We start from the raw sequence: 23,104 nt of genomic DNA, 5'->3' as shown, positions 1-23,104 counted from the left end.
CCCGCCCGCACAGGAGAGTGCCCGTGGCCGCCACCCCACTGCGAGACATCAACAAGACACAACCGCTGCGCGTCCTGACCCCCACCGACTGGAACCACTGGATCAACCGAGGCTATGTGATCGTCCGGCAGGCCGTGGCGCCGGAGACGGTCGCCTCCCTCACCGAGGCCCTGTACTCCTTCCTCGACATGCACCCCGACGATCCCTCGACCTGGGTCTCGCCGCACACCGGCAACGACCGGCTGCCGGGCCACAGCGGGCTGGTCGAGATGTACAACCACCAGGCCCAGTGGGACGTCCGGCAGACCCCGCGGGTGTACGAGGCCTTCGCCGACGTATGGGACCGCACCGACCTGTGGGTCACCATCGACTTCGCCAACGTCAACCCGCCCAACCGGGGACCGCGCGCCTTCGACGGGTTCGTCCACTGGGACGTGGACACCTCCGCCGATCCTCTGCCGGTGAGCTGCCAGGCGGTGCTCTCACTGACCCACGGCGACGAGGAGATCGGCGGCTTCCAGTGCGTACCGGAGATCTTCACCGAGTGGGAGAAGTGGGTGAGCGGCCAGCCCGCCGACCGCGACCCCTTCACCCCGGACATCACCGGCTACCCGGTCACCACGCCAGAGGTCGCACCCGGCGACCTGATCATCTTCAACAGTCTGCTGCCGCACGGCGTGCACCCGAACCTCTCCGAGGCCCGGGTGCGCATGGCGCAGTACCTGACCATGGCGCCCGCGTGGGAGGACAACACCGACCTGCGTCAGGCCCGGGTGCGGTTCTGGCGGGACCGCATCCCACCGCATCCGCCGGAGGGCGGGGTGCGTAAGGAAGAGGCCGAGCTGTACGGGCCGGCGAAGCTGACGGAACTGGGCGAGCGACTGCTGGGACTGCGCGCGTGGCGTGAGGGGAGCGGGGGGAGCGGGGGGAGCGTTCTTGGCTAGCACCTCCCGCTCCGGGGCCCGGCCGGCCGGGCGGGCGGACCTGGGCCGCCCATTTCGCTGGCTGTGGGCCTCGACGGCCGCCTCCAACGCAGGCGACGGCATCACCCGTACGCTGCTGCCGCTGCTGGTGGTGGCGCACCACCCCGACCCGGCGACGGTCGCCGGGCTGACCGCCGTCAACATGCTGCCCTGGCTGCTGTTCGCGCTTCCCGCGGGCGTCCTCGTGGACCGGACGGACCGGCGCCGGATCGTACTGGGCAGCAACCTGGTCCGCGCGGCGGCCCTGCTCGGCGCGGCCCTGGTGCTTGCCGACGACCGTCCGCTGGTCCTGCTGTACGCGCTGGCGTTCGTGCTGGGCACCGCCGAGACCCTCGCCGACACCGCCGCCCCCGCGATGCTGCCGCGCCTGGTCGCCGAGCGGCATCTGGAGCGCGCCAACGGCCGGCTGTCGGCTGCGCAGATCGTCCTCAACGAAACGGTCGGACCCCCCGTGGCAGGCCTGCTCGTGGGCCTGGCAGCCGCCGTGGCCCTGGCCACCGGCGGGGTGCTGTACGCACTCGCCGCGCTGCTGCTGCTCGGCCTCGCCCCGCTCGCCCGCACCCCTCGTGAGACGGCACCGGGCGAGGCGCCCGGCGGAGTGCTGCGCGACATCCGGGCGGGGCTCCGCTTCGTCCTCGGCCATCGCACCCTGCGGCTCACCCTGGCCGCCAGCGCCCTGTACGGCGTGGTGTTCTCGGCCACTTTCTCGATGCTGGTTCTGCTCAGCGCCCGCACGCTGGGACTGGACGGAGCCGGATACGGACTGCTGCTGGCCGCCGGCTCGCTGGGCGCCGTGGCCGGCAGCTGGCTGATCCCCCGGGCCGCCGACCGGCTGCCCACCGTGCGGCTGGCTCGGTGGTCCCTGGTGGCGTCCGGGATTGCCTACGCCGCGCTGGGCCTGAGCCGCCACCCGGTGCCGGCCGCGCTGGCGCTCGCCGCCAACGGAGTCTTCATGATGGGCTGGAACATCCCCGTGATGTCGCTGCGCCAGCGACTCACACCGGAGGACCTCCAGGGCCGGGTCATGAGCGTGTCCCGGCTGTGCGCGTGGGGCGGCATGCCGGTCGGCGCGGCACTCGGCGGCCTGCTCGCCGAGGCCCTCTCCGTGCCCGCGGTGTTCCTGGTGTGCGGGACCGCCCTGGCCGTGGGCGCCCTGCTGGTGCTCGCGCCCCTGCGCGAGAACCCCCCTCCGGCCCGCCCGAAACGCAGTGACCTTCTCGACAAGGGGTGACCATTGGACGCACAGCTCTACGACACGGTGATCGTCGGAGGCGGCCCGGCCGGCCTCAACGGTGCGCTCTACCTGGGCCGTTCACGCCGCCGTGTCCTGCTGATCGACTCGGGCGACGCCCGCAACATGGCGGCCGGCGTCATGCACAACGTCCTCACCAACGACGGGGCGACGATCGCGGACTTCCGCGCCCGCGCCCGCGCCGAACTCGCCGCGTACGACGTGACGTTCCGCGACGACGAGGTGGTGTCGGCCGCATGCGACGGCGACCACGTGGTGGTCACCACCGAGCGGTCCGGCACGTTTCGCGCCCGCAGCCTGCTGTACGCGGCCGGTGTGCGCTCAGTGCTGCCACCCGTCCCGGGCCTGGCGGACCTGTGGGGCAGGTCCGTCTTCGAGTGCCCGTACTGCCACGCCTGGGAGGTGCGCGAACGCAGCTTCGCCGTGTACGGAGGGACCGTGCCCAGCGAGTGCCTGGCCGCGACCTTGACGGTGTGGTCCGACGACATCACCTACCTCGCCGACCGGCGCGAGCTGCCCCAGGACGAGCAGGACCGGCTCACCGCGGCCGGCGTGCCCGTGCGCACCGACGGGGTCAGCGAGCTCAAGCCGCACCCCGAGGGAGTCGAGGTCGTCTTCGCCGACGGCCGGTCCGCGAGCTACGGCGCGCTGTTCCTGCATCTGGACACCGAACCCCGGGTGGCCCCGCTGCGCCCCTGGCTGCGGTCCCCGGACCTGGAGTCCGTACAGACCGACGACCGCGGCCGCACCAGCCTGCCCCGCCTGTACGTGGCCGGGGACCTCGGCCGGAACATGCAGCAGGCGGCCATGGCCGCCGCCAGCGGAGGACTGGCCGGCATGGCCGTCAACGCCGACCTGATCCGCGAGGACCGCCCCGGCTCCCTGCCCGGGCCGCCGCCCCCGGCCCCGGACCGCTGAGCACCACGGACCCCACGACAGCCACGCACAGCGCACCGACGGGAGCCCTTTCGCGATGACGTCACCCCGCGCCGAGTTCACCCCGCACATGGAGCACTACACCTTCGTCCTGGAGGACCAGCCCTATCTGGGGTACTTCCAGTACGGCAACGAGAAGACCCCCGTCTACACCACCGACCGGCACGGCTTCCGGGTCACCCCGGGCCCCGGGGGACTGCGGGCGACGGTCGGTGACGACCGCCCCGACGGCCCGGTGCGGGTGCTCGCAGGCAGTTCCGCGGTCTTCGGCGTCGGCGCCACCAGCGACGCGGCCACGATCACCGCGCGCCTGTGGAACACCCACGCACCCCGGCTGCCCTGGCTGAACATGGCCGGACAGAGCCACAACTCGGCGCAGGAACTGCTGCTGTTCACCCTGTTCCGGCACGCACTGCCGCCCGTCGAGGACATCGTGCTGCTGTCCGGAGTCAACAACCTGGTGCTCAGCCGGCTGCCCGAGGAGAAGCAGGGCCGCCACGGCGCCTACTTCGACTGCGGGCCCGCCCCCGACGTCGTACCACCGCCCGATCAGCGGGTCGCACACGCCACCGAGTTGACGATCCGCCACCTGGGCGGGTGGAAGCTGCTGGCGGACGCCCTCGGCGCGCGCCTGACCTTCGTCCTCCAGCCGCTCGCGCCGTGGGTGCGCGAGGAGCCGCTGCCCCGCGAGAAGCTGCTCTTCGACGAGCTGGACGAGGTGTCCAACTTCCGCCGGTTCCACAACGACATCTCCACCATGGCGGTCGGCCGCGACTACGCGCACCGGCTGGCCGACGGATGCGCCCGTCTCGGCGTGCCCTTCCTGGACATGAACGTGGCACTGGGCGAGGCCGCCGGGCCGCAGGACTGGCTGTTCATCGACCGCGTGCACTGCACCGACCTCGGGTACGACCTGGTGGCCCGGCACCTGGCGGACCGCCTCGACTTGGCGTGAGGAGCCCCTCGATGCATGACGACAGCAGCGCGGCGCCCGCGTCAGCGGTCCGCCGCCTCACCTCCTGGCTCCGTAACCGGAGTCGGTCAGGGACTTCCCCGAGCCCCTCGCCCGACGACCGGCCCGCCACCGAGCCACCACCGCCCTCGCGGCTGCGGCCGCAGCCCGAGGACGACGCCTCCGTCTATCCGCTGTTCTGACCTGGGGGTTGTGGCATGGGGACCGACACGGGCGCTGTGCGCGCCGGCCGCTGCGGCCCCGGTGGGCCGGACCGCCCGGTCCTGGGCATCTCCGCCTACTACCACGACAGCGCCGCAGCGATCGTGGCCGGTGGTAGTCCGCTCGCGGCGGCGCAGGAGGAGCGCTTCACTCGGCGCCGCCACGACCCTGGCTTCCCTTCCCATGCCGTCGCCTCCTGCCTGCGCGAGGCCGGAGTGCGCATCGACGAGCTGGCGGCCGTGGCGTTCTACGAGGACCCGGCGCTGAAGTTCCGCCGGGTGCTGGCCACCTGGCTCGCCACGGCCCCGCGCGGCTTCCCGGTGTTCCGCCGGGCGTTCCCGCAGTGGGCCGGCTGGAAGCGGCGCGCACTGGACGACGTACGGGCGCGGCTGCGCGAGCTGGCGCCCGGACAGGCGCTGCCACCGCTGGTGGCCTACCGGCACCACGCCTCGCACGCCGCGTCGGCGTTCTTCCCAAGCCCCTACCCGTCGGCTGCGGTGCTGTGCGTCGACGGCGTGGGGGAATGGGCTACGACCACGCTGTGGCACGGCCGGGGCACCGGCCTGGTTCCGCTGGCGGAACTGCGCTTCCCCCACTCGCTGGGCATGCTGTACTCGGCGTTCACGTACTTCTGCGGCTTCAAGGTCGACTCGGGGGAGTACAAACTGATGGGCCTCGCGCCCTATGGGGTGCCGCGTTACGCGCCGCTCATCCGGGAGCGGCTGATCGACGTCAGGCTGGACGGCTCGTTCCGCCTGGATCTGCGCCACTTCACCTTCCAGTACGGGCAGACCATGGCCGGCCGGGCTTTCGAGGAGCTGTTCGACGGGCCGCGCCGCGAACCGGAAGGTCCGCTCACCGACAGGGAGTTCGATCTGGCGGCGTCGGTGCAGCAGGTCACCGAGGAGGTGATGCTGCGGCTGGCCCGGACGGCGCTGGAACGCACCGGAGAGCGACGGCTGTGCCTGGCCGGCGGCGTGGCCCTCAACTGCGTGGCCAACGGCAGGATCCTCGCCGAGAAGATCTGCGACGAGGTGTGGGTCCAGCCGGCGGCCGGGGACGCGGGCGGGGCCCTCGGCGCGGCACTGGCCGAGTCGCACCGCCGGGGGGCACCCCGTGCCCATGTGGGTCGCGGCGCCGACGCGATGTCGGGGGCGTTGCTGGGCCCCGGCTACTCCGACCGGGAGATCGAGGAGTTCCTGACCGGGTGTGAATACCCTGCCGTGCGCCTGGGCGAGCGGGAGCTGGTGGAGCGGGTCGCGGCGGAGCTCGCGCAGGGACGGGTGGTGGGCTGGTACCAGGGGCGGATGGAGTTCGGGCCACGGGCGCTGGGCAACCGGTCGATCCTCGCCGACCCCCGCGACCCGGCCATGCAGTCCACGCTCAACCTCAAGACCAAGTTCCGGGAATCCTTCCGCCCGTTCGCACCCGCGGTGCTCGCCGAGGACGCCAAGGACTGGTTCGACCTGACGCAGGAGAGCCCGTACATGCTGCTGACCGCGCAGGTCGCCGCGGCCCGTCGGCGGGAGTGCGAAACGGCGGGCCAAGAGCTGACGGGCCCGGACCTGCTGCGGGTGCCGCGCTCCACGATCCCGGCGGTCACCCATGTCGACGGGTCGGCCCGGGTGCAGACGGTGACGGCCCGGCACAACGCGCGGTTCCACGCGCTGCTCACCGCCTTCCGGAACCGCACGGGCTGCCCCGTACTGGTGAACACCTCCTTCAACGTGCGCGGGGAGCCGATCGTGCACACCCCGGAGGAGGCGTACGCCTGCTTCATGCGTACCCGGATCGACCTGCTGGTCCTCGGCAACCACCTGCTGGACAAGCGGGACCAGCCCGAGTGGCGGGAGGAGGCCGACTGGCGTGCGACGATCCCGATGGACTGAGCGGCTGCCGCACCTGGGCCTGGCCGCGTTGTACTTCGGGGTGGTCACCCCGGCGGGGCTGTGCGCACGGGCGGTGCGGGACCCGCTGAAGCGTGCCTGGGACGAGCGCCGGACGAGCTATCTCGACCGTCCGGCACGTGCCCGCAAGCCCGTCCCGACCCTCACGCGCGGTCCGGGTTCGTCGCCGAAGTGAGCACGACGCGCCGCGTACCGAGGACGTGGATGCGGGAATCCGCCTCGGTGAATCCGCATGCCGCCGCCCAGGCACTCGCCTCGTCCGCGGTGCGGGGCAGCGGGACATCGGCGGCGATGAGACGGGAGAAGCGTCCCGACGGACGGAAGTGCGTCGCCAGGGGAAGGGTGAATCCCACCCGGCCACCCGGACTCAGGGCGCGCCGCCAGTCGGCCGGCGCCCGGCGCCCCAGGAAGTGCAGCGAGGACGCGCAGAGCACGACGTCCAGGGAGCGGTCGGCAACCGGCAGCGGCACGGCGTCCCCGACCCGCCAGTCGATCGCCGTGTCATGGGCCAGGCCGGCGGCACGGGCCCTGCCCGCCGCGATCATCCGAGGGGAGAGGTCGACGGCCAGGACGGGCGGGGCGGTGCGCGGCCTGCTCCGCGCGAGGTGCAGGGCGACGGCTCCCGCCCCGCACGCCACGTCGGCCACCGCGTCGGACGGCCCGGGTGCCACCCACGCGGTCAGGGCCCGCGCGATCTCCTCGTGGTGCCGGTGATCGTAGTCGTCGGCCAGCTCATCGAAGGCCCCGGCCAGCATCGCACTCCTCACGGCCCGATCCTAGCGGCACAGCCGCGCACGGCCGGCCGGCCGTGCGCGGACCCGGCGGCCGGTGATCGCCACTCAGGCGCGCCGGGCCGGGGGCAGTCTGCGTCTGGCAGGTACGACGCCGACCGGCGGGATCTGTCCCCACTGTTTCGGACCACGTGAACCTCTACGGACGGTCCGAGCGCGATATGAGCAATCGGCTCGCTCTCACCCGGGCGCTCGCGTTGCCCGGCCCCCGCACGGCGCCAGGGTCGGAGGCCCTGCGGCCTACGCCGCACGGTACGGCCGGATCGGCGTTCTGAGCAGCGTATGAGACCCGTCCTCGGTGTCGGAGAACCAACGCTTCGCAGCGGAACGGGGCCGGACTCACGCCACGCAGAACTCGTTGCCCTCCGGGTCCTGCATGATCCACCAGTGCCCGGCCGGCCCCTTGTTCACCTCTCGGACGCGGGTCGCCCCCAGGCCCTCCAGCCTGGCCAGCAGCTTGTCACGGCCGCCAGGTTCGCTGTGGATGTCGAGGTGCAGGCGGTTCTTGCCCCTCTTGCCGTCGGGCACGTCCTGGAAGAGCAGTCGTCGACCGCGGCCGACGCCGCTGGTCTCGTTGAACGGGTCCTCGGGGTGGCGGATCGCGGCATAGCCGCGGAAGGTCTTGCGACCGCGATGCTCGGTGACAGCCTCCTCGCCGATCTGTCCGGCGGCCAGCAGCTGCTCGATGAGAGCGCTGGGGTCTTCCACCTCGTACTCCAATGCCGCAGCCCAGAAGTCCGCGAGGACGGGTGCGTTCGTGCTGTCGATGACCAGCTTCCAGCTCAATGCCATGTAACCGTTTATAGTGGTTACATGGACTCCTCGGCAACCAAGGGACTGACGCTGCACTCTCGTACCGGCGTCGCCTACCGGTTCGACCCTGGCGCGCTGTGTCTGGAACTGCTGACCACCGGCGGCCCCGGTCCCTACCGCCGGTACGAAATCCTGCACGAGCCCGCCGACCTGGCTGTCTGGGCGGACGGGTCGCGGTTGACCCCGACGCCCACACTGGACATCTCCGAAGCGGAAGTGGCCGACATGCGAGCGCTGCGCGACGCACTGTTCCGGGTGATCATCGCCCACACGCGCCGCGAGCCTCACCCGCCCCGCGACCTGGAGGCCATCAATGAAGCAGCCGCCCGTCCGGCCATGGCCCCCGCCATCACGCCGACCGGGAAGCGACAGTGGGCCGGAACCCCCACCGGAACGCACCTGGCGGCCACCGTCGCCCGGGATGCCGTCGAGCTGCTGACCGGCCCCTTCGCGCACCGCATCCGCACCTGCGCCGCCGAGGACTGCCACCTCGTCTACGTCGACACCTCACGCCCCGGCCGCCGCCGCTGGTGCTCCATGGAGCACTGCGGCAACCGCCACAAGGTGAGGGCGCTGCGCGCCCGCCACACCGAGGAAGGATGACCGTCGTGCCCACAGGACTCACCAAGGACGCCGGCTGGCAGATCGGCGTGTCCCGTACCCTGCCCCATCCCGCGGCCATCGTCTGGGACTTCATCAGCAGTCCCGAAGGCATCACCCTGTGGCTCGGCCCCGGCGCGGTCCTCACCCCGGAACGAGGCAGCCCCTACCGGACGACCGAAGGAGTGGCTGGTGAAGTGCGCGGTTACCGCCCGGCAGACCGCATCCGCGTCACCCACGGCACCACCACGGTCCAGGTCGCCCTCACCCCCGCAGCCGACGGAGCCCGGACGATGCTCCGCTTCCACCAGGAGCACCTGGCAAACGCTGAAGAGCGCGAGCGGCAACGGGCACACTGGCAGCACGTCATGGACCAGGTCGCTACCGCCCTCGACCGGCAGTAACAGCGGGTGCGACACCTGACCGGAGACCGACACGCACCGAGACGTCGGACTCCCTGGCCTTTGCCGGCGCGAGATCGGCAACAGTCCGCCGATCCCTCGGTGATCTCGGAGATCTCGGAGATCTCGGATGGAACTCTGCCCAGCCTGCGATGCCCGCCGCCCCGCCGCCCGCGCGTTCATCCAGTGGCGCCGCGACCCCGACCGCGACCGAAGGCCCTGCCCCAGCTCGTCGAGGACTGGGAGACCGCGACCCTGCACGCCCACGGCTGGGCCCGCGCCCCGCAGCCCGAAGCCCCGCCCAGCCCACCGGCCCGCCCCCGCCTGGCGCCTCGCGGACACGGTGACGCCGGGCCCGTCCACACCGCTCGGAACGGGTGGCGCCGTCCTATCGCACGGGTGCCTCGTCGGGCGGGCCATGACGACCTACGAGACCGCTCCCCGGCCGGCCCGCGCCCGCCGGCTCCCGGACGAGGACACGCTGTCGCTCCGTGAGATTGCCGCCGTCCTGGAGGCCGGGACATCCGGCCCCAGCGCGGGGAAGACCGGCATCCGGAGACCGCCCGCCAGTTGCTCGCCAACACGAGCGACCGGCCAGTCGACCCTGCGCCGGCGCACCGCGTAGGTCCGGCTGCACGGATTGGCGTGAGCGCCTGTGCTTCCAGGCCGCGACGAGGACGACGGCGCCGTACAGGAAGACTCAGTGTCTGCGCGGATTCGCCTCGCGGACGAGTTCCTGGATGCCCCGGTTACGGAAGTGCTTCCCACACCTCGGGCACCACACCGTCTCCGGGATCTCCGTGACGGCGCGGCAGCGGTTGCACGCGATATGCATGCCCAAGCCTACGGCGAAGTCCTTCTCCGTTATGGAGAACTGTGCGTCACAGCCTGAGCAGGCGATGGCGTGGTAAAGAGGCGGAGTCGGGGGAGTGGGGCGTGTGGCGTACTTGCCGCAACCGACACACGGTGCGTCGTCGGGATCGCCAGGGCCGACTCTGTCGAACCGCCGGCGCAATCGGCTGTTGAGTCTGGGTGCATCCCTTCGCAGGTCAGCCAGACCATGTCGCGCTCGATGACGATCGTCACCAGTTCACACGACTCGCAGGCTCTCGCCTGCGCCCCCTCGGTCAGCGTCCGGTACGCGATGGCTGTCGCGACGATGCCTGATTCGGCACCGCAGGCCGGGCAGGAGAGGACGGGATCGGGGTCCGGCTGATCTCCTCCCGGACCGGGAGGACCCAGCCTGGCAGCCTGGCTCGCCGGACGGCCTGGTGTCGAGGTTGTCTGCCGGGACCGCGTGCCGTTCTTCGCCGAGGGTGCCGCCGCCGGAGCGCCGGACGCGCCTGTTGCCGCAGGCGCCCACCCGGATGCCGTGAGGCCCCGCCCTGCGCTGCTGCGCCGGTGCGGGGCCTCATACGCGTATCCCCCGGGGGAGTCGGATGTTCATGCACGCGCGCTGGCCCCTGCGTCCGGTCACGGCTCGGTGGAGGCCTCCTGCCGCTCGGTTCCAGAACGGGACAGTCAACACAGCTTCAAGCTGCCGCCGTCCGGAAGGTTCCCGTCGTAGATCCAGCCCTTGTGGTACCGGGAGCTGTAGTAGGCGGTGCCGTGGGTCCAGGTGTTGCCGAGCCTGTTCGAGACATAGCAGTCGTACGTGAACTGAGTGCCACCCGGGAGGGATATGGAGGGGGTGCAGTCGGCGTAGGGCCCGGGACGGAGAGCAGTACTGGTCCCCTGTGTCTTCACTGTCTTGCCGTCGATCGATCGCCAATGGTGGCTTGTGTCGCATGCGGCCGCATTGACGATTCAGTTCGACTCGCAGCCGATGCCGTCATCGTCGGCGTCGAGGTTGTGAGGGTCCCCGCCGCTGACATCGACGGGGCCGGATAGGTCCGAGCAGTCGATGTCGGGAACGCCTGCGGGCGGCCCTGGGGGATAGGGTCGGCCGGGCTCCGGCGCCGGGCTGTCCACGCGTCGTATATCGGCATCGACTATGACCCCGCCCTTGACCGTGTACGTGCCAGCGAAGGAGCGCACGGTCCCGTCCGATTGCAGCGCGTCGAGCGTGACGGTCACGACGCTGCCGCGGACCTCGGTGATCTGGACGGCGTCATGGACAGTGTCGGCAAATCCTGCCGCGAAGGACGCGTAGGAGCGGTCAAGATTCTTGCCTCCCAGGTCCCACGCCCGACGGTAGTCCCCTGCGTTGATGGCCGCGAAATACCTCTCGACGGTGGTGGCGGCATCAGCGGTGGGTGTGGGGGAGGGCGGCGGCTCGGGCATCGGGGATGTCTTGGGTGCCGTGGACTCCGCAGGCTTCGTGGGCGTCTTCGTCGGAGTGGGAGAGGGCGTCGGTTCGACAGTGATGGTCTCGGTACTGGTGACGGTCGGACCTGGTCCGGTCGGCCCCTGCTCACCGGACCCGCCACAAGCGGCGGCTCCCCCCAACGCCACGGCCCCTGCCAGGAGAACAACAGCGCTTTTGGAGAGGACCCGGATCATTTCGGCATCACCTCGCCGGGTTGCGCACTCACTCCAGTGTGCGGCACAGGGACGCCGACGAACAGCAGATCGCCGCGCTGGCCGCGCCCCGGAAGACCACGATCAAGATCCATCGCGACTGCGACGGCCAGCGTCCGATCCGCGGCCTGAACTCCGAACCAGCGAACGCACCGTGCTCGCACCTGGGCGCCCGGCCTGCGGCAGCCATCACGCCACCGTGTCACTGCCTGCCATTCATAGGGCAACGAGGGGTCAGCACAGGTACGGACCGGCAGCGCGGCACCCCGAGCCGCAAATGGATTTCCGCAGCTCAACCGACGTACCGCACCTGAAGTGCTGCTTGCTTCCCCAGCTCGGAGCACGGGTTCGGTTTCCGTCCCCCGGCTTCACACAGAAGCCCCAGGCCAGCGGCCCGGGGCTGTGTTATCGGGGTCCACCGGCCTCACCGCGACCGTACCGTCGGTCAACGCTGCGGTCGGGGCTCGCGCCACATGGCGCGCAGGGTGGGGCCATCGGGGAGCGGGATCTCGCCGGCGACGCGGAATCCGTGGCGCCCGTACAGGACTTGGTTGCGTGGGCTCGTGGCTTCGAGGTAGGCGGGCAACCGGTTCCGGTCGCACTGCTCCAGCACGGTGTGCAGGAGAGCGGAGCCCGTGCCGCGCCCCTGTTCACCGGGGCGCGTGCCCATGATCGGCAGGTAGTAGTGCGGCTCGGGCGGATGGTGGTCGTCCAGGGCCGTGAGCAAGCGCAGTACGGCCGGGGCGAACTCGTGCGTCACCCGCTCGACGGCGGCGGCGAAGGCATCGGCCTCGTCGTCGAAGGCTTGCTGCACGTGCGGTGGCATCCAGAGGGCTGCTCCGGTGAGGTCGCCGGTCGCATAGACATCGTCGTACTCCATGCAGCCTGTGACCCAGAGCTCGAAGAAGTCCGGGAGTATCCGAAGGCGCCTCGCGGGGTTGTCCCATGCCCACCCGATCACCGGGTCGTCGAAGAACGCCGCCGCGAGTGTCTCGGCGACGAGCCGGGATTCGGCCGCCGCGGCCTTGCGGACACGGATGTCCGTCCGGACGGGTTCTGTCAGTGACATGGCGATACTCCACTCCTTTCAGGCCGCCCGGAACCGGACCGCGACGTCAGTGGGCTTCTGAAGCGCGAGGTAGATCGGGCAGCGCTCCTGCCACACCCGGGCGATCCCGGAGACGGCGTCTTCGCCGTCCGGGCAGTCCACCGTGACGTCCAGGGCCACGGCGCGCAGGTCCGGCTCCACGCCGTCCATGCCCAGCAGCCCGCGGGCGTCCGTCTCACAGCGCGCGGATGCCTCCACGGATCCGACCCGCACCCCGAGCTGCGGTGCGAGGGTGTCCTGTACGAAGGCCGCGGCGCAGCCGGCCAGCGCGCCGAGCAGCAGCACCGTGGGGCTCGGTGCCTGGTTGGTGCCGCCGAGCGGCGCGGGCAGGTCGGCGTGCATCGTGAAGGCACCGGCCTGCATCGTGACCCGGCCGTCTTCGGTGCGCGCGGTCACGGCCGGCGCGCTACGAGCCCGGTCCGGCTCCTTGGTCCACGTGGTGGTCGTCTCTTCGATGGTCTTGGTGTCCATGTCCGGCACACCTCCCGGTTCAGGTCGTTGCGTACCGAATGTAGGGAGGCGTGGAAGGTGCCAAGAACGGCAGGATTGCCGTATTCAGGACACCGTTTCGAGGAGGGCCAGTTCCCCGGCCCGGCGTGCCGCCTCGGTCCGGGTGTGACAGCCGAGCTTGGCGAGCAGGTTGCGCACATGCATGTCCACGGTGCGGGGGCTGAGGAACAGCTCGGCGGCGATCTCGGAGTTGGTGAGCCCGGCCGTGACCAGCCGCAGGACCTCGCGTTCGCGGGGCGTCAGGCCTGCGCCGTCACTGTGCCGTCCGGCCCGGCGGCCGAGTCGGACGCGTACGTCGCCGCCCAGGGCTTCGAGCTCCCGCAGGGCGGTGGTGGCCAAGGGGCGGGAGCCGAGAGTCCGGGCCGTGTGGTACGCGGCGACGAGCCGCTCGACCGCCCTGCCGCGTTCCCCGGCGGCGGCCAGGGCCACACCGGCGCGGACCTGGGTTTCCGCGGTTTCCGGTGGGAGGACGAGGGCCCCCAGGAGTGCCAGGGCCCGCTCGAACTGGTCGGCGGCGCGGCCGGTGTCACCCTCCAGTAGGGCGCTCTCGCCCAGGGAGTGGGCGAGCGCGCCGGTCGCCTCCGCGGTGCCCGTGGCGGCCGCGATCCGGGCCAGATCGTCCGTGCACGCCCCCAGGTCGCCGCGGAACCCCCGGCGGCCGAAGTATGACGATGACCAGCGCAGCGCGGCCACGGAGTAGTGGAGCTCTTCGCGGGTGCGGCAGCGGAGATTCAGTTCTCGCAGCCGGGTCACGGCGCTGTCGTCCCGACCGTCCAGATCGTCGGCCCGTGCCAGGCCCCAGGACGTGTCGATCTCGAGCCCGAACAGCTCGTGGGCCCGTGAGAACGCAGCGGCCCGGACGAGGTGGCGGCGCGCCTGCGCCGTCGCACCCCGGTTGGCGAGGATGAGACCGATCTCCCCGGCAGCCACCATGTGCGCCACTTCCGGCGCGTCGTCGGTGGCGAGGACTTCCCGGCCCACGTCGAGTGCCCGGTCCCACCGACCGGTGTGGCGGAGCGCCGGGGCCAGGCAGGCGAGGCAGACATGTGCGTCGGCGTCCAGGCCGCGACCGCGGCAGAAGGTCAGCGCCTCGGCCCACGCGTCCAGCGCCGCCGGGTAGTCGGTGCGCTGTTCGAGCGCGTCGGCGTGCAGGTAGTAGACCTCGGCGGTGAGAGCGTCGAGCTGGGAGCTCAGGGCGAGGTCCAGTGCTTGGCGGGTCAGCCCGGTGCCGGCGGCCGCGTCGCCGAGTTTGGTCCGGATCAACCCCTCCAGGCCCATCGCGCGCGCCCGCAGCCCGGTCACGTCGTGCGCCGTGGCATCGATGTCCGCCCACGCCTCGCGCACGAGCCGCAGCGCGGCGGTGAGGTCCCCCGCGTACTGGAGGTGCGCGGCCGCGGCCAGCCGTTCGGTCGCGGCCTCGGTGCTCGCCCCGGCCCGGGCGAACTCCTCGACGGCCAGGTACCGTGCCTCCAGCGCACGCGGCCAATCGTCGGCCAGCTCGTAGACACCGGCCAGGGACTGCTCGACACGCGCGAGCGCCTGGTGGTCCCCCGCAGCGCGGTGGGCGGCCGCGACTTCCTCCCAGGCGCGGGCCGCCTCTGCGAGCTCACCACACCGCTCAGCGCACTCACCGAGCCGGTTCACCGCCTGCACGCGGGCCGCGTCGTCCTCGCCGGCAGGCCACAGCGCGAGCGCGCGGTCGATCGCGTTCTTCGCGTCATGGAAGGCGTGCACCTGACACGCCGCTTCGGCGGCGGCCAGCAGCAGCGGCCTTACACGCGCCGGCTCGTGCGCCTCCTCCCAGTGCGCAGCCACGATCGCGGGAGCCTGCCCACGCCCCTCCAGCGCCTGCGCCAATGCGGCGTGGAGGCGTCGACGCCGTGCCCAGGGGATGGTCGCGTACAGCGCCTCGCCCACCAGGGCCTGCCGAAACGCGGCCTCCGCCACCCCGCTGACCGGATCCCGAGACTCCACCAGCACGCCGGACTCGAGCAGTTCCTCGACCGCCTCCTCCGTCCCCAGCTCAGTAAGCACATCCAGGTGAACCGACGCCCCGGCGGCGGCGAGCTCCGCGAGGGCCCGGGCCGGCTCCGAGAGTCTCGCGACACGCTGGAGAGCCGCGTCCCGCACGGACTCGGGCACCAACCGGACCGGGGAGCTCGCCTCTCCCACCTCGGTACGAGACTCGGCGATCGCCGCCGCAAGCTCCTCGACGTAGAAGGGCACACCGTGGGAACGGCGCAGAATGGTGTTCAACACCTCCGGCGAGACCGCGTCGCCCAGTATGCGCCGTACCAACAAGGCACTGTCCTCCGGGCTCAGTGGCGCCAGCTGCACATGTCGCTGCCTGCCGCCCGGCGCGCGCCGCAGCCTGGATCGCAAGGTTCGTACCGGATGCTGCCGCCGGAGTTCGTCACTGCGGTACACCCCGATGACCAGCAAAGGGACTCCGGGCGGCGGTACCGCCCACTCGGCCAGCACCGTCAGCGTCCCCGCGTCGGCCCACTGCAAGTCATCGAGGAACAGGACGGTGGGGCGCCGACGGGCGAGGCGCTCGAACGCTGTCCTGATCGCCGACGGGACATCCTTCGAACCGGCGACCTCCGACGGCCGGCCGTCCTCCACTCCGCCCGAGCGGCGCAGATGGTGGTCATGGAGCGCGGCCTGCAGCGGGCCGTACGAGACTGCGCCTACGCGCCCGCCGCTTCGCAGCACCGCCACGTCCGCCGCCTGGAGGACGGACTCGACCAACGCCGTCTTGCCGACCCCGGCGTCACCTGCGACGAGAAGCAGCCCGCCCTCCCCAGCCCTCAAGCGGGCCACGGCTTCAAGGAGAGCGGCCCGTTCAGGCTGGCGTCCCACGAGGCCCGCCTCGGCAGGGCTGTCGGGCGTGTCAGCGGCACGCCTCTCCCGAACAAGGCGACTACTGGACGTAATCCCTCCATTGAGCTGTCTCACTGCCTGATCACCAGCTCCAGGCCCCGGAGCGCTGGTGACGGCGAACGGTCGCGGTCAATCCAATGTAGAACGGATGTCCGCATTCCGCCTGGAGGTCCAGCGCCTCCGCAAGGCGCAGCCGGATCGCCGCCATGACCGGGCGTGGGCCGGCCTCACCACGGGCAGCACGGGCTCGGAAGCCGCTCCTGCGGCCATGGCGTCGACCCGAGTACCGGCTTGTCGGGGCGGAGGGACCGCCCCGGGCGGGTAGGACGGGGTGCTGCGGCGCTTCTGCGTGCTTCCGCTGCTCAGCGCACGACCCGCTTCGACAGCAGTCGCTGGGCGCGCAGTGCGCGGACGATGAAACCCGCGTACTCGGTCACGTCACGCACCGAGGTGTGGGTGTCGTCGCGCTTCCCCGCGGTCAGGTGGACGGCCTTGGACGGCTCGGGGTCAAGCTCCTCCACCCGTGCCGTGGTGAGCGCGGTGAGACCGACCAGGGGTGTGCCCAGCTCGGCCGCCAGGTCCCGGATCTCCGCCGGATGGTCCACGCCGAGACCGTAGAGCAGCAGAGCGGTGTCGTGGTTCAGGGTGCCGTCGGCGCCGAACCAGCGGCGGACGATGGGCGTGACGAGGAGGGGGTGGCGTCCGCGTGCGCGTACTCCTTCGACGAGGGCGGTGAGAGGGCGCGGTAGGTGGCCCGGTCGGTCTGCTTGTCGTTGTGGGCGAGCTGGACGAGCAGCACCAGGTCGCCCCGGTGGATGAGTGGCTGGTCGGTCGGGAAGGGCGCGGGGTTCTGGAGACTGGAGATGGGTAACGGTGCTTTCGCCGGAGTCGCCGTGGTGGGTGACGGCCGCGCCGCGTTTCAGGTACTGCGGCAGCTGCTGGCCCCGGCCGGAGTACGGCTGCCCGGCTGGTCGCACACCGTGGAGTCGCCGATGAGCAGGACCTTGCGAGCGCGCGGCCCCGGCGTGACCTCGACCTCGGTCACGGAGGGCGCGGCTCCGGCGAAGGCGGGATCGAGGCCGGGGCGCCGGCGGGTCCGGTGGGCTCTCCTTCCGGGAGTGCGGACGCTGACCGCGAAGCCGCGGCGGAGACGCTGTCCCGGTGCGGTGACGGTCTCGGCCGGCATGGTGCGCCGGGCTTCGGCCAGGACCGCGGTGCTGTCGGCCGGCCCCCCGCCGAGGGGGACGGAGACGTCGTAGGTGCCGGGCTCGACGTCGAAGTGGCAGGCGACGGGAGCCGTGCCCGTGCCGTGGCCGAGGCCGTTTCCCCCGATCCCGCGGCCGGTCCGCTCGTCGAAGGCGTGGTCGACGATCTCGCGGAGCAGATCCCCGTCCCACCAGGCGAGGAAGTCCGCGGCCGGGATGCGGGTGCCGAGCAGGCCGAGTCGGCGGCCCTCAGCTCACCGACACGGGAGTTTCACACGCCGTCCGCGGTGATGGCCCAGGACTCGGCGCCGGGGTGCGCGGCGTCGATGTCACCGGTGACGGCTCGGCCGGTGCCCCGGTCGGCCGGCACGGACCACAGGACGGCCCCGGTGCGCGCGTCGCGCCTGCCGGCCCCCGGCTGCCGCTGGCGGCCAGTTCTCGTGGACGGTGAAGACCTGCAGGCCGCCGCGCCCGGGATGAAGGTCGCCGACGTGCAGTGCATGGCGCCGGTGGCGGTCGGGAGGCGGCCCGCGGCTTGATCCAGTCGCCAGATCCGGTCCGGACCGAACGGCAGGCGGTAGCCGCTGTAGCCCGCAGCGACGGGGCGACCGGTTTGCCGCGTGCCGTCTTGGACGGCCGTGTCCGATCGGCAGTGGATTCACGGTCCGACTCGGAGGTCGCACCATCCCAATGATGCTGCGACCTCGTTGTCGTCCGGGCCCCGGGCGTTCAATTCCCTGCACCGGCCCGGCTTCGTCGGATGTGCGTCAGCTGAGGCCGATGAGGTCGATCAGCCACTGGATGAGACCGTATCCGTCGTTGTACATGAGGTTCACCCCCTTCCTGTGCATGCGCCAGTGGTTCATCAATACCGGGAGCGCCGCATGGTGATGTTCGGCTGCCCGGGGTATTCGCCTGGTCGTGGGCCGGGCTTCTGTGCATGGTTGCGAGTCGGTCTGTCGTGGCCGACCAGGACGTTGCGGATCTCAGCCGGCGCATCGGCTCAGTCGTCGGGCCCGATGGACTCGCCTCACGACGCGTTGCCCTCCAGTGGGCTGTCGGCCAATGGTCAGCCTGGCCGAGGGTGGCTGTAACCCCGCCTTGCCGCGACGCCGGTGACCGCAAGCGCACCCTCATCGGCCAGGCTCCCCCTCTTTTCGGTCCCGCCATGGCGTCCACCGCCCCGTCCATGCCCTCGAACGCGACATCAAACTTGCTCGCGGACTGGGACGACCACCCCAGGCCGTTCGTCCGGACTAACTGATCGTTTCAGAATGGGCGGGGGGGCGGACGGTCATTCGTCGTCGAGCCGGTGAAAGACCTGGGCGAAGTCGCCGCAATCGAGCAGGCCGGTCAGCACCTGCGTGATGTCGTCGATGCCGGGCTCTCGAACGATGAGGCCGTCGGAGCTCCAGAAGCAGCGGCCGTCCAGATCCTCGCCGGTTCGCAAGCCCTTCTCCATAAGGCGTTCGACCTCCGTTCGACCTCGGCAAGGGTGAACGCGGTCGCGCTCCAGCGTGACCCGTCCGTCGCCAGCCGGACCTCGACGTCGATGGTGCAGACGGCGTCCAGAGACTCGCCTGCGCTGGGCAGGAACGACGCCTGGAACGGATCTGTCGGACGCGATACCAGGCCCGTCCCATCCTTGCTCAGCGGCTTCGGCCCCGGTGCTGGTCATCCGCGGAGTACGTCAGCCAGCCCAGAGGGCTCAACCGGGTTCTCTGGCAGTCTTCAGCGTCGTGCCCACGAGCCTTGTCCCCGACGAACTGTGGACCCGATAGCCCCGCTGCTGCCTGCACGACCCGCGCGACGGCATCGCCACCCCGGCGGCTCCCGGTGCCGGACCGGGTCGCACTGGCCGGCATCATCGCGAATCCCGCTGTCAGCTGTCGCAGCGCAGTCGGGTTCTCGCCAAAGGGCAGGGACGCTCCTCGCCTCACTGGCTTCGGTGTTCAGCGAAGTGGGGATCTTTCAACGAGCATGGTGCGGGTCGTCCGCCGGGGTGAGGATGGTGCAGATGGCGTCCGCGGTGCAGGCAGCCGGGTCCGTGGCGGCGGCGCGTCGGGCGAGGCCGCGCAGTGCTTCCCGGGTGGCGGTGAGTTCGGCCAGGCGGCGTTCGATGTCGGCGAGGTGCCGGTCGATGAGCGCGGTGACGTGTGCACAGGGAATCTGACCGGCGTCGCGGAGGGCGAGTACGGAGCGGATTTCGGCGAGGCTGAGGCCGGCGCCCTGGGCATCGCGGATGAAGCCGAGCCGGGCCTTGGTCTGCTCGGGGTAGTCGCGGTAGCCGCCGGGGGTGCGAGGCGGGGCGGGCAGCAGGCCGGTCTGCTCGTAGAAGCGGATGGTCTTGGGGGTCAGCCCGCTGGCCGCCGCGAGGTCGCCGATGCGCATGCCTCCAGGCTACGACTTGACCTTCCAGTGCGATGGAAGGTCTAGCGTCGAGGCCAGACGATGAGAGGAAGGGTGAGCAGGATGCGGATCACGGTGCTGACGGTTCCGCAGTGTCCGAACGCCGCGCCGGCCCTGGAGCGGGTCAACGCCGCGCTGGCGGGCCGGGCGGCGGAGGTAAAGCTGGTCGAGGTCGACGGCCAGGAGCAGGCCGCCGCGCGCGGGATGACCGGCTCGCCGACCATCCTGCTGGACGGCGTGGACCCTTTCGCGCCGGCCGGAGCGGTGCCGAGTGTGTCCTGCCGCTTGTACCGGGACGCCGACGGCACGGTTGCCGGTGTCCCCAGCGTGGCTGCACTGCGCGAGGCTCTCACCGGTACGGGGCGGGTGGGGGCTGCCGCACCAGGGGACTGCTGCGAGCTGGATGCTCTCGATGTCGTCGGGCGGGCCGGGCGGGGACGCCGCGCGCCCGATGAGCGGGGCCTGCGGGCGGTGCACCAAGCGGTGCTGCGGCACTTCGCCGGCACCGGGACGGCCCCCGGTCCGGAGGTACTGGAGCCGGTAGCGGCGCAGGTGGGCCGGACGGCCCGAGAGGTGCTGGCCGAGCTGGCCGACGAGGACTTCCTGACCCTGGACGAGGCCGGGCAGATCCGCGCGGCGTACCCGTTCTCCGCTGTACCGACTCGCCACCGTGTACGCATCGACGGCGGCGTGGAGGTGTGGTCGATGTGCGCCATCGACGCGCTCGGCATCCCCGCCATGCTGGACACGGATGTGGTGATCTCCTCCATGGACCCGGTGAGCGGCGCCCCGGTCACCGTCACCATCCGGGAGGGAGCGGCTACCTGGGAGCCGGAGGACGCGGTGGTGTTCGTCGGGCAGCGACCCGGCGGCGGGCCCGCGGCCTCGGCGTGCTGCGACGCGCTGAACTTCTTCACCTCTACCGCCTCTGCCCAGACCTGGATCAACGACCACCCAGGTATCCCTGGTCGCGTGGTCACCCAGGCGCAGGCCGAGGAGATCGCACGGGAGACCTTCGGTCCGCTCCTCGCCTCTTGACGCCGATCGATCCGATCGGCGCCGCAGGTGGGTCGCACCGGCCTGGTGGGCCAGGTCCTCCCGGGCGCAGACTTCCGAGTCCTGGTCGGGGTAGTGCAGTGTCCGGTCCAGGTTCGCGCACTTTGGCACCGACCGCCGGGGGTTTCACGGTGGAGGAAGCTCTGGGACCGCAGTGAACGTCCACAGGCCGGAAGGGGTGATCGCCGTGCTCGCTGCGGACCCGACCACACATGAGGGCCGGTGCAATGTGAGTGTCGTCGGTGACGTCGACCTCCCCTGCGCCCGTCAACTGGCAGACGCCCTCAGCGCCACCTGGGCCGACTCCCCGCACTGCATCGTGACCGACCTGAGTGATGTGACCTTCTGCGACTGTGCCGGCCTGCACGTGCTGCTGGATGCTCGCGCTGTCGCCCGCTAGGCGGGATCGCTTTCGTCGGCACAGACGCCTCGCCGGCCGGGCTGCGCGAGCTGGCCGAGCTGATGTGCGCGGTGGCCACCCGCCCCGACCACCTGCTCGCCGAGTTCGAGCTCTATCTGCTGGCCGCCCGCCGCCCGTAGCTGCGCGGCCTCACCCAGGACTGGCTGGGCGCCGTCGGCGAGTTCGGCGCCCGCTACACCGGCGACCCCGTACGGCTCCGGCTGCTGGCGGGTGCCATGGACGGGCTGCTGATGCAGGCTCTGCTGACGGACGGCCCGCCCACCGCCGACGACTACGAGGCGGTCCCACGGCGGATCCTGCTGTAGCCGGCTCCGCCCGGCACGGACTCCGCCGAGGGTGCCGGGCCGCCCGCCCCCACGGTCCGCGCGGCGCTGGCCCCGGGGCCCGTCCGGCCCGGCTATACCGGCCTCCGGCCCCCTCCGCGCCGCCGTCCATCCGGGCCTCCGGCACCCCGAGCCTGCCTCCACTCGGCGCTCCGGCAGCCCGGCATCTGCCCCCGGTCACCCAGCCACCGGGGCGATCAGCAGGTGCAGGGCGACGGCATTCCACACGACGTCACTGCTCTCGGACGCCAGGCCCTGCTGGAGGAAGCGGGCGGCCAGATGGGCTTCGTCGAGGTCGAAGCGCTGATCGCCGTTGCCTTCGGAGGTGAGGCCGGCATCGTGCAGCAGACACCCCAGGGTCAGCACAGTTCGTCGTGGGTCAGGCCAAGAGTTCGCGGACCAGCGCCTGTCCCCACCACCGCTCAACGCGGTCGGGTGACCAGCCGCATTCGGCCGTGAGTTCGGTGAAGACGTCGATGTTGCACAGGGCTCCGTAGATGTCGGCAGCGAGCCGGACGTCCAGCCCGTGCTGGAAGGCATCGGCCGGCCAGGTGGCGAACACCTGGACCCGGACGGCGTCAGCGCGCCTGCGGCCGTCCCGGTAGAAGGCCGCGAGCTCCGGTTCGCTGCGTCCTGCCTCGCGCACGAGGGTGATGATGTCGCCCGCGCGCTGGAACAGCCGCCGGTCGAAGGCGGCCATCGCCGCCAGCTGGGAAGCGGGGTCGGCAGTCGGGTCCTCCAGTTCCGCGACCAGTTGCGCCACGTCGGCCGACAGGTCGGCCGCGTCGGCCAGTGCCCGGGTCAGTCCGGTCTTGTTCCCGTAGGTCGCGTAGACGGTCGGTACCGAGACTCCAGCCTCACGCGCCACGTCCCGGACGGTGGTCGCCGCCCACCCGCGGGAGATGAACAGCCGCCGTGCGGCACGGGCGATGTCCGCACGGGTCTGCTGGGCCTGCGCTGTCCGGCGCAGCGAGTCGTAGCGGCGCCGGACCGGCTCATCGTTCACCACATCAGGCCTTCCCATTGGGTTTACGGGACCTATAGTGAATACATGTTACGTCAACCATCTCAGCCGGGCACCTCCGCCACAGGCTTCCCCCGCATCAGCGGGATCGCGGCCCTGGGCTTCGCTTTCCTGATCGTCATGGGCAACGTGATCGTGGTCCCTGCCGGTCTGCCGCGCGCCGGAGCCGACCGCGATGCCGTCGACGCGTTCTTCAGCACGCAGGGCGATCTGGTCGGTATCGGCTCCCTGCTCACGCCCGCCGCCTGGGCACTGGCCACGCTGTTCGGCGCGGGCGCGGTCCGCGAGGTGTGGCGCTCCGAGCGGGCGGGCACAGAGGCATGGGCGCTGCTCGGATTCGCCGGCATCATCCTGCAGAACGCCGCGTTCGCCGGAGTGATCGCAATTCGTCTCGCCCTGGCGTCGACGGCCGCGGACGGCACCGGTGCGTCCGTCGGACTGTGGGCTCTGCACGATGCGCTGTTCACCCTCAACGGCACCTTCCTGGCCCTAGCACTCGTCGGTCTGTCCACCGGCGGCCGGCACGCGGGGATCATCCGGCCCTGGCACCACCTCCTGGGGCTGGCCTCGGCCGCCCTGCTGTTCACCTCGGCCACCCTCACCCCTCTGGTGATCGACCACACCGGCCCTTGGGGCTTCCTCGGCCTCGCCGGCTGGCTCCTGTGGGTGGTCTGGGTCGTCACCTACGGCATCGTCCTGATCCGCTTGGGACGGGACCGTGGTGCGCGATTCCCCGAGGCCGCCCGGCAGGCACTCGGAGACGCCCGGTGACGGACAGCAGGCGCATG

General features: G+C 71.6%; 27 protein-coding genes. 12 read left to right on the top strand and 15 right to left on the bottom strand.

The window, feature by feature from the left end:
• Nucleotides 1–23: 23 nt before the first annotated feature.
• The 7 genes from ACLGIH_RS01150 to ACLGIH_RS01120 are packed head-to-tail and all read left to right on the top strand — an operon-like array spanning nt 24 to nt 6,427.
• Nucleotides 24–944, top strand: coding sequence for a phytanoyl-CoA dioxygenase family protein (locus ACLGIH_RS01150; protein ID WP_416523306.1), 921 nt, complete (start codon nt 24–26; stop codon nt 942–944).
• Nucleotides 937–2,214 (top strand): MFS transporter, encoded by a 1,278-nt coding sequence (locus ACLGIH_RS01145; protein ID WP_416523305.1) that lies wholly within the window; start codon nt 937–939, stop codon nt 2,212–2,214. The genes ACLGIH_RS01150 and ACLGIH_RS01145 overlap by 8 nt, the downstream gene beginning before the upstream one ends.
• 3 nt (nt 2,215–2,217) lie before the next feature.
• Complete coding sequence (locus ACLGIH_RS01140) at nt 2,218–3,153, top strand: NAD(P)/FAD-dependent oxidoreductase (RefSeq protein WP_416523304.1); 936 nt, start codon at nt 2,218–2,220, stop codon at nt 3,151–3,153.
• 55 nt (nt 3,154–3,208) lie between these two features.
• Nucleotides 3,209–4,126 carry an SGNH/GDSL hydrolase family protein gene (locus ACLGIH_RS01135; protein WP_416523303.1) on the top strand — a complete coding sequence of 306 codons (918 nt, stop codon included), beginning with the start codon at nt 3,209–3,211 and terminating at the stop codon, nt 4,124–4,126.
• Between the two features lie 11 nt (nt 4,127–4,137).
• Complete coding sequence (locus ACLGIH_RS01130) at nt 4,138–4,326, top strand: hypothetical protein (RefSeq protein ID WP_416523302.1); 189 nt, start codon at nt 4,138–4,140, stop codon at nt 4,324–4,326.
• 15 nt (nt 4,327–4,341) lie between these two features.
• Nucleotides 4,342–6,234, top strand: a complete 1,893-nt coding sequence (locus tag ACLGIH_RS01125; RefSeq protein WP_416523301.1) for a carbamoyltransferase family protein — start codon at nt 4,342–4,344, stop codon at nt 6,232–6,234.
• On the top strand, nt 6,212–6,427 hold the full coding sequence (locus ACLGIH_RS01120; protein WP_416523300.1) for a hypothetical protein: 216 nt from the start codon (nt 6,212–6,214) through the stop codon (nt 6,425–6,427). The genes ACLGIH_RS01125 and ACLGIH_RS01120 overlap by 23 nt, the downstream gene beginning before the upstream one ends.
• Here ACLGIH_RS01120 and ACLGIH_RS01115 read toward each other — a convergent pair.
• Together ACLGIH_RS01115 and ACLGIH_RS01110 are read right to left on the bottom strand one after the other, a co-directional pair.
• Entirely contained in the window at nt 6,396–7,019 is a 624-nt protein-coding gene (locus tag ACLGIH_RS01115) for a class I SAM-dependent methyltransferase (protein WP_416523299.1), read from the bottom strand. The two genes, ACLGIH_RS01120 and ACLGIH_RS01115, sit on opposite strands and share 32 nt — an antisense overlap.
• Nucleotides 7,020–7,382: 363 nt before the next feature.
• A complete protein-coding gene (locus ACLGIH_RS01110; RefSeq protein ID WP_416523298.1) occupies nt 7,383–7,835 on the bottom strand; it encodes a VOC family protein in 453 nt (150 codons plus the stop codon).
• A 21-nt stretch (nt 7,836–7,856) separates the two neighbouring features.
• On the opposite strand from ACLGIH_RS01110, the gene ACLGIH_RS01105 reads away from it, so the two are divergent.
• Both ACLGIH_RS01105 and ACLGIH_RS01100 read left to right on the top strand, forming a co-directional pair.
• The gene (locus tag ACLGIH_RS01105) at nt 7,857–8,459 is read left to right on the top strand and encodes a CGNR zinc finger domain-containing protein (protein WP_416523297.1); all 603 of its coding nucleotides are present in this window, start codon (nt 7,857–7,859) and stop codon (nt 8,457–8,459) included.
• Between the two features lie 5 nt (nt 8,460–8,464).
• A complete protein-coding gene (locus ACLGIH_RS01100) occupies nt 8,465–8,860 on the top strand; it encodes an SRPBCC family protein (protein WP_416523296.1) in 396 nt (131 codons plus the stop codon).
• Nucleotides 8,861–10,378: 1,518 nt separating this feature from the next.
• On the opposite strand, the gene ACLGIH_RS01095 is transcribed toward ACLGIH_RS01100, so the two are convergent.
• From ACLGIH_RS01095 to ACLGIH_RS01045, 11 genes are all read right to left on the bottom strand, one after another.
• Nucleotides 10,379–10,603 carry a hypothetical protein gene (locus tag ACLGIH_RS01095; protein WP_416523295.1) on the bottom strand — a complete coding sequence of 75 codons (225 nt, stop codon included), beginning with the start codon at nt 10,601–10,603 and terminating at the stop codon, nt 10,379–10,381.
• Between the two features lie 60 nt (nt 10,604–10,663).
• Entirely contained in the window at nt 10,664–11,140 is a 477-nt protein-coding gene (locus tag ACLGIH_RS01090; RefSeq protein ID WP_416523294.1) for a hypothetical protein, read from the bottom strand.
• 682 nt (nt 11,141–11,822) lie between these two features.
• Nucleotides 11,823–12,446, bottom strand: a complete 624-nt coding sequence (locus tag ACLGIH_RS01085; RefSeq protein WP_416523293.1) for a GNAT family N-acetyltransferase — start codon at nt 12,444–12,446, stop codon at nt 11,823–11,825.
• A gap of 18 nt (nt 12,447–12,464) precedes the next feature.
• Entirely contained in the window at nt 12,465–12,956 is a 492-nt protein-coding gene (locus ACLGIH_RS01080; protein WP_416523292.1) for an OsmC family protein, read from the bottom strand.
• Between the two features lie 84 nt (nt 12,957–13,040).
• Entirely contained in the window at nt 13,041–15,857 is a 2,817-nt protein-coding gene (locus tag ACLGIH_RS01075) for an ATP-binding protein (RefSeq protein WP_416523291.1), read from the bottom strand.
• A 383-nt stretch (nt 15,858–16,240) separates the two neighbouring features.
• Nucleotides 16,241–16,483, bottom strand: coding sequence for an SGNH/GDSL hydrolase family protein (locus ACLGIH_RS01070; RefSeq protein ID WP_416523290.1), 243 nt, complete (start codon nt 16,481–16,483; stop codon nt 16,241–16,243).
• Between the two features lie 35 nt (nt 16,484–16,518).
• Nucleotides 16,519–16,677 carry a hypothetical protein gene (locus tag ACLGIH_RS01065; RefSeq protein ID WP_416523289.1) on the bottom strand — a complete coding sequence of 53 codons (159 nt, stop codon included), beginning with the start codon at nt 16,675–16,677 and terminating at the stop codon, nt 16,519–16,521.
• Between the two features lie 120 nt (nt 16,678–16,797).
• Nucleotides 16,798–17,064 carry a hypothetical protein gene (locus tag ACLGIH_RS01060; RefSeq protein ID WP_416523288.1) on the bottom strand — a complete coding sequence of 89 codons (267 nt, stop codon included), beginning with the start codon at nt 17,062–17,064 and terminating at the stop codon, nt 16,798–16,800.
• 290 nt (nt 17,065–17,354) lie between these two features.
• Nucleotides 17,355–17,585, bottom strand: a complete 231-nt coding sequence (locus tag ACLGIH_RS01055; RefSeq protein ID WP_416523287.1) for a rhamnogalacturonan lyase family protein — start codon at nt 17,583–17,585, stop codon at nt 17,355–17,357.
• Between the two features lie 792 nt (nt 17,586–18,377).
• Nucleotides 18,378–18,545, bottom strand: a complete 168-nt coding sequence (locus tag ACLGIH_RS01050; RefSeq protein ID WP_416523286.1) for a hypothetical protein — start codon at nt 18,543–18,545, stop codon at nt 18,378–18,380.
• Between the two features lie 509 nt (nt 18,546–19,054).
• On the bottom strand, nt 19,055–19,474 hold the full coding sequence (locus ACLGIH_RS01045) for a heavy metal-responsive transcriptional regulator (RefSeq protein ID WP_416523285.1): 420 nt from the start codon (nt 19,472–19,474) through the stop codon (nt 19,055–19,057).
• Nucleotides 19,475–19,555: 81 nt separating this feature from the next.
• Between ACLGIH_RS01045 and ACLGIH_RS01040 the strand changes: the two genes are divergently transcribed.
• Nucleotides 19,556–20,530: an alkylmercury lyase family protein gene (locus ACLGIH_RS01040; RefSeq protein WP_416529256.1), complete on the top strand. Its 975-nt coding sequence runs from the start codon at nt 19,556–19,558 to the stop codon at nt 20,528–20,530.
• A gap of 172 nt (nt 20,531–20,702) precedes the next feature.
• Nucleotides 20,703–20,948, top strand: a complete 246-nt coding sequence (locus tag ACLGIH_RS01035) for an STAS domain-containing protein (protein WP_416523284.1) — start codon at nt 20,703–20,705, stop codon at nt 20,946–20,948.
• Between the two features lie 521 nt (nt 20,949–21,469).
• Here the strand turns inward: ACLGIH_RS01035 and ACLGIH_RS01030 are convergent.
• Together ACLGIH_RS01030 and ACLGIH_RS01025 are read right to left on the bottom strand one after the other, a co-directional pair.
• Nucleotides 21,470–21,658: a hypothetical protein gene (locus tag ACLGIH_RS01030; protein ID WP_416523283.1), complete on the bottom strand. Its 189-nt coding sequence runs from the start codon at nt 21,656–21,658 to the stop codon at nt 21,470–21,472.
• 13 nt (nt 21,659–21,671) lie between these two features.
• A complete protein-coding gene (locus ACLGIH_RS01025; RefSeq protein WP_416523282.1) occupies nt 21,672–22,298 on the bottom strand; it encodes a TetR/AcrR family transcriptional regulator in 627 nt (208 codons plus the stop codon).
• Nucleotides 22,299–22,343: 45 nt separating this feature from the next.
• Between ACLGIH_RS01025 and ACLGIH_RS01020 the strand changes: the two genes are divergently transcribed.
• Complete coding sequence (locus ACLGIH_RS01020) at nt 22,344–23,087, top strand: 2-oxoglutarate/malate transporter (RefSeq protein WP_416523281.1); 744 nt, start codon at nt 22,344–22,346, stop codon at nt 23,085–23,087.
• The last annotated feature ends 17 nt before the right edge of the window (nt 23,088–23,104 follow it).

It is taken from the genome of Streptomyces hamibioticus, assembly GCF_047946815.1.
GTDB lineage: Bacteria > Actinomycetota > Actinomycetes > Streptomycetales > Streptomycetaceae > Streptomyces.
The sequence above is the reverse complement of the archived record's forward strand: the minus strand, read 5'-3'. Positions and strand labels throughout refer to the sequence as shown.

Coding starts and splice junctions, on each gene's coding strand:
- ACLGIH_RS01135 (WP_416523303.1), top strand. CDS start 3,209: ATGACGTCACCCCGCGCCGAGTTCACCCCGCACATGGAGCACTACACC.
- ACLGIH_RS01130 (WP_416523302.1), top strand. CDS start 4,138: ATGCATGACGACAGCAGCGCGGCGCCCGCGTCAGCGGTCCGCCGCCTC.
- ACLGIH_RS01125 (WP_416523301.1), top strand. CDS start 4,342: ATGGGGACCGACACGGGCGCTGTGCGCGCCGGCCGCTGCGGCCCCGGT.
- ACLGIH_RS01110 (WP_416523298.1), bottom strand. CDS start 7,835: ATGGCATTGAGCTGGAAGCTGGTCATCGACAGCACGAACGCACCCGTC.
- ACLGIH_RS01105 (WP_416523297.1), top strand. CDS start 7,857: ATGGACTCCTCGGCAACCAAGGGACTGACGCTGCACTCTCGTACCGGC.
- ACLGIH_RS01090 (WP_416523294.1), bottom strand. CDS start 11,140: ATGCCCGAGCCGCCGCCCTCCCCCACACCCACCGCTGATGCCGCCACC.
- ACLGIH_RS01085 (WP_416523293.1), bottom strand. CDS start 12,446: ATGTCACTGACAGAACCCGTCCGGACGGACATCCGTGTCCGCAAGGCC.
- ACLGIH_RS01080 (WP_416523292.1), bottom strand. CDS start 12,956: ATGGACACCAAGACCATCGAAGAGACGACCACCACGTGGACCAAGGAG.
- ACLGIH_RS01060 (WP_416523288.1), bottom strand. CDS start 17,064: ATGCCGGCCGAGACCGTCACCGCACCGGGACAGCGTCTCCGCCGCGGC.
- ACLGIH_RS01055 (WP_416523287.1), bottom strand. CDS start 17,585: ATGCACTGCACGTCGGCGACCTTCATCCCGGGCGCGGCGGCCTGCAGG.
- ACLGIH_RS01050 (WP_416523286.1), bottom strand. CDS start 18,545: ATGGAGAAGGGCTTGCGAACCGGCGAGGATCTGGACGGCCGCTGCTTC.
- ACLGIH_RS01045 (WP_416523285.1), bottom strand. CDS start 19,474: ATGCGCATCGGCGACCTCGCGGCGGCCAGCGGGCTGACCCCCAAGACC.
- ACLGIH_RS01040 (WP_416529256.1), top strand. CDS start 19,556: ATGCGGATCACGGTGCTGACGGTTCCGCAGTGTCCGAACGCCGCGCCG.
- ACLGIH_RS01020 (WP_416523281.1), top strand. CDS start 22,344: ATGTTACGTCAACCATCTCAGCCGGGCACCTCCGCCACAGGCTTCCCC.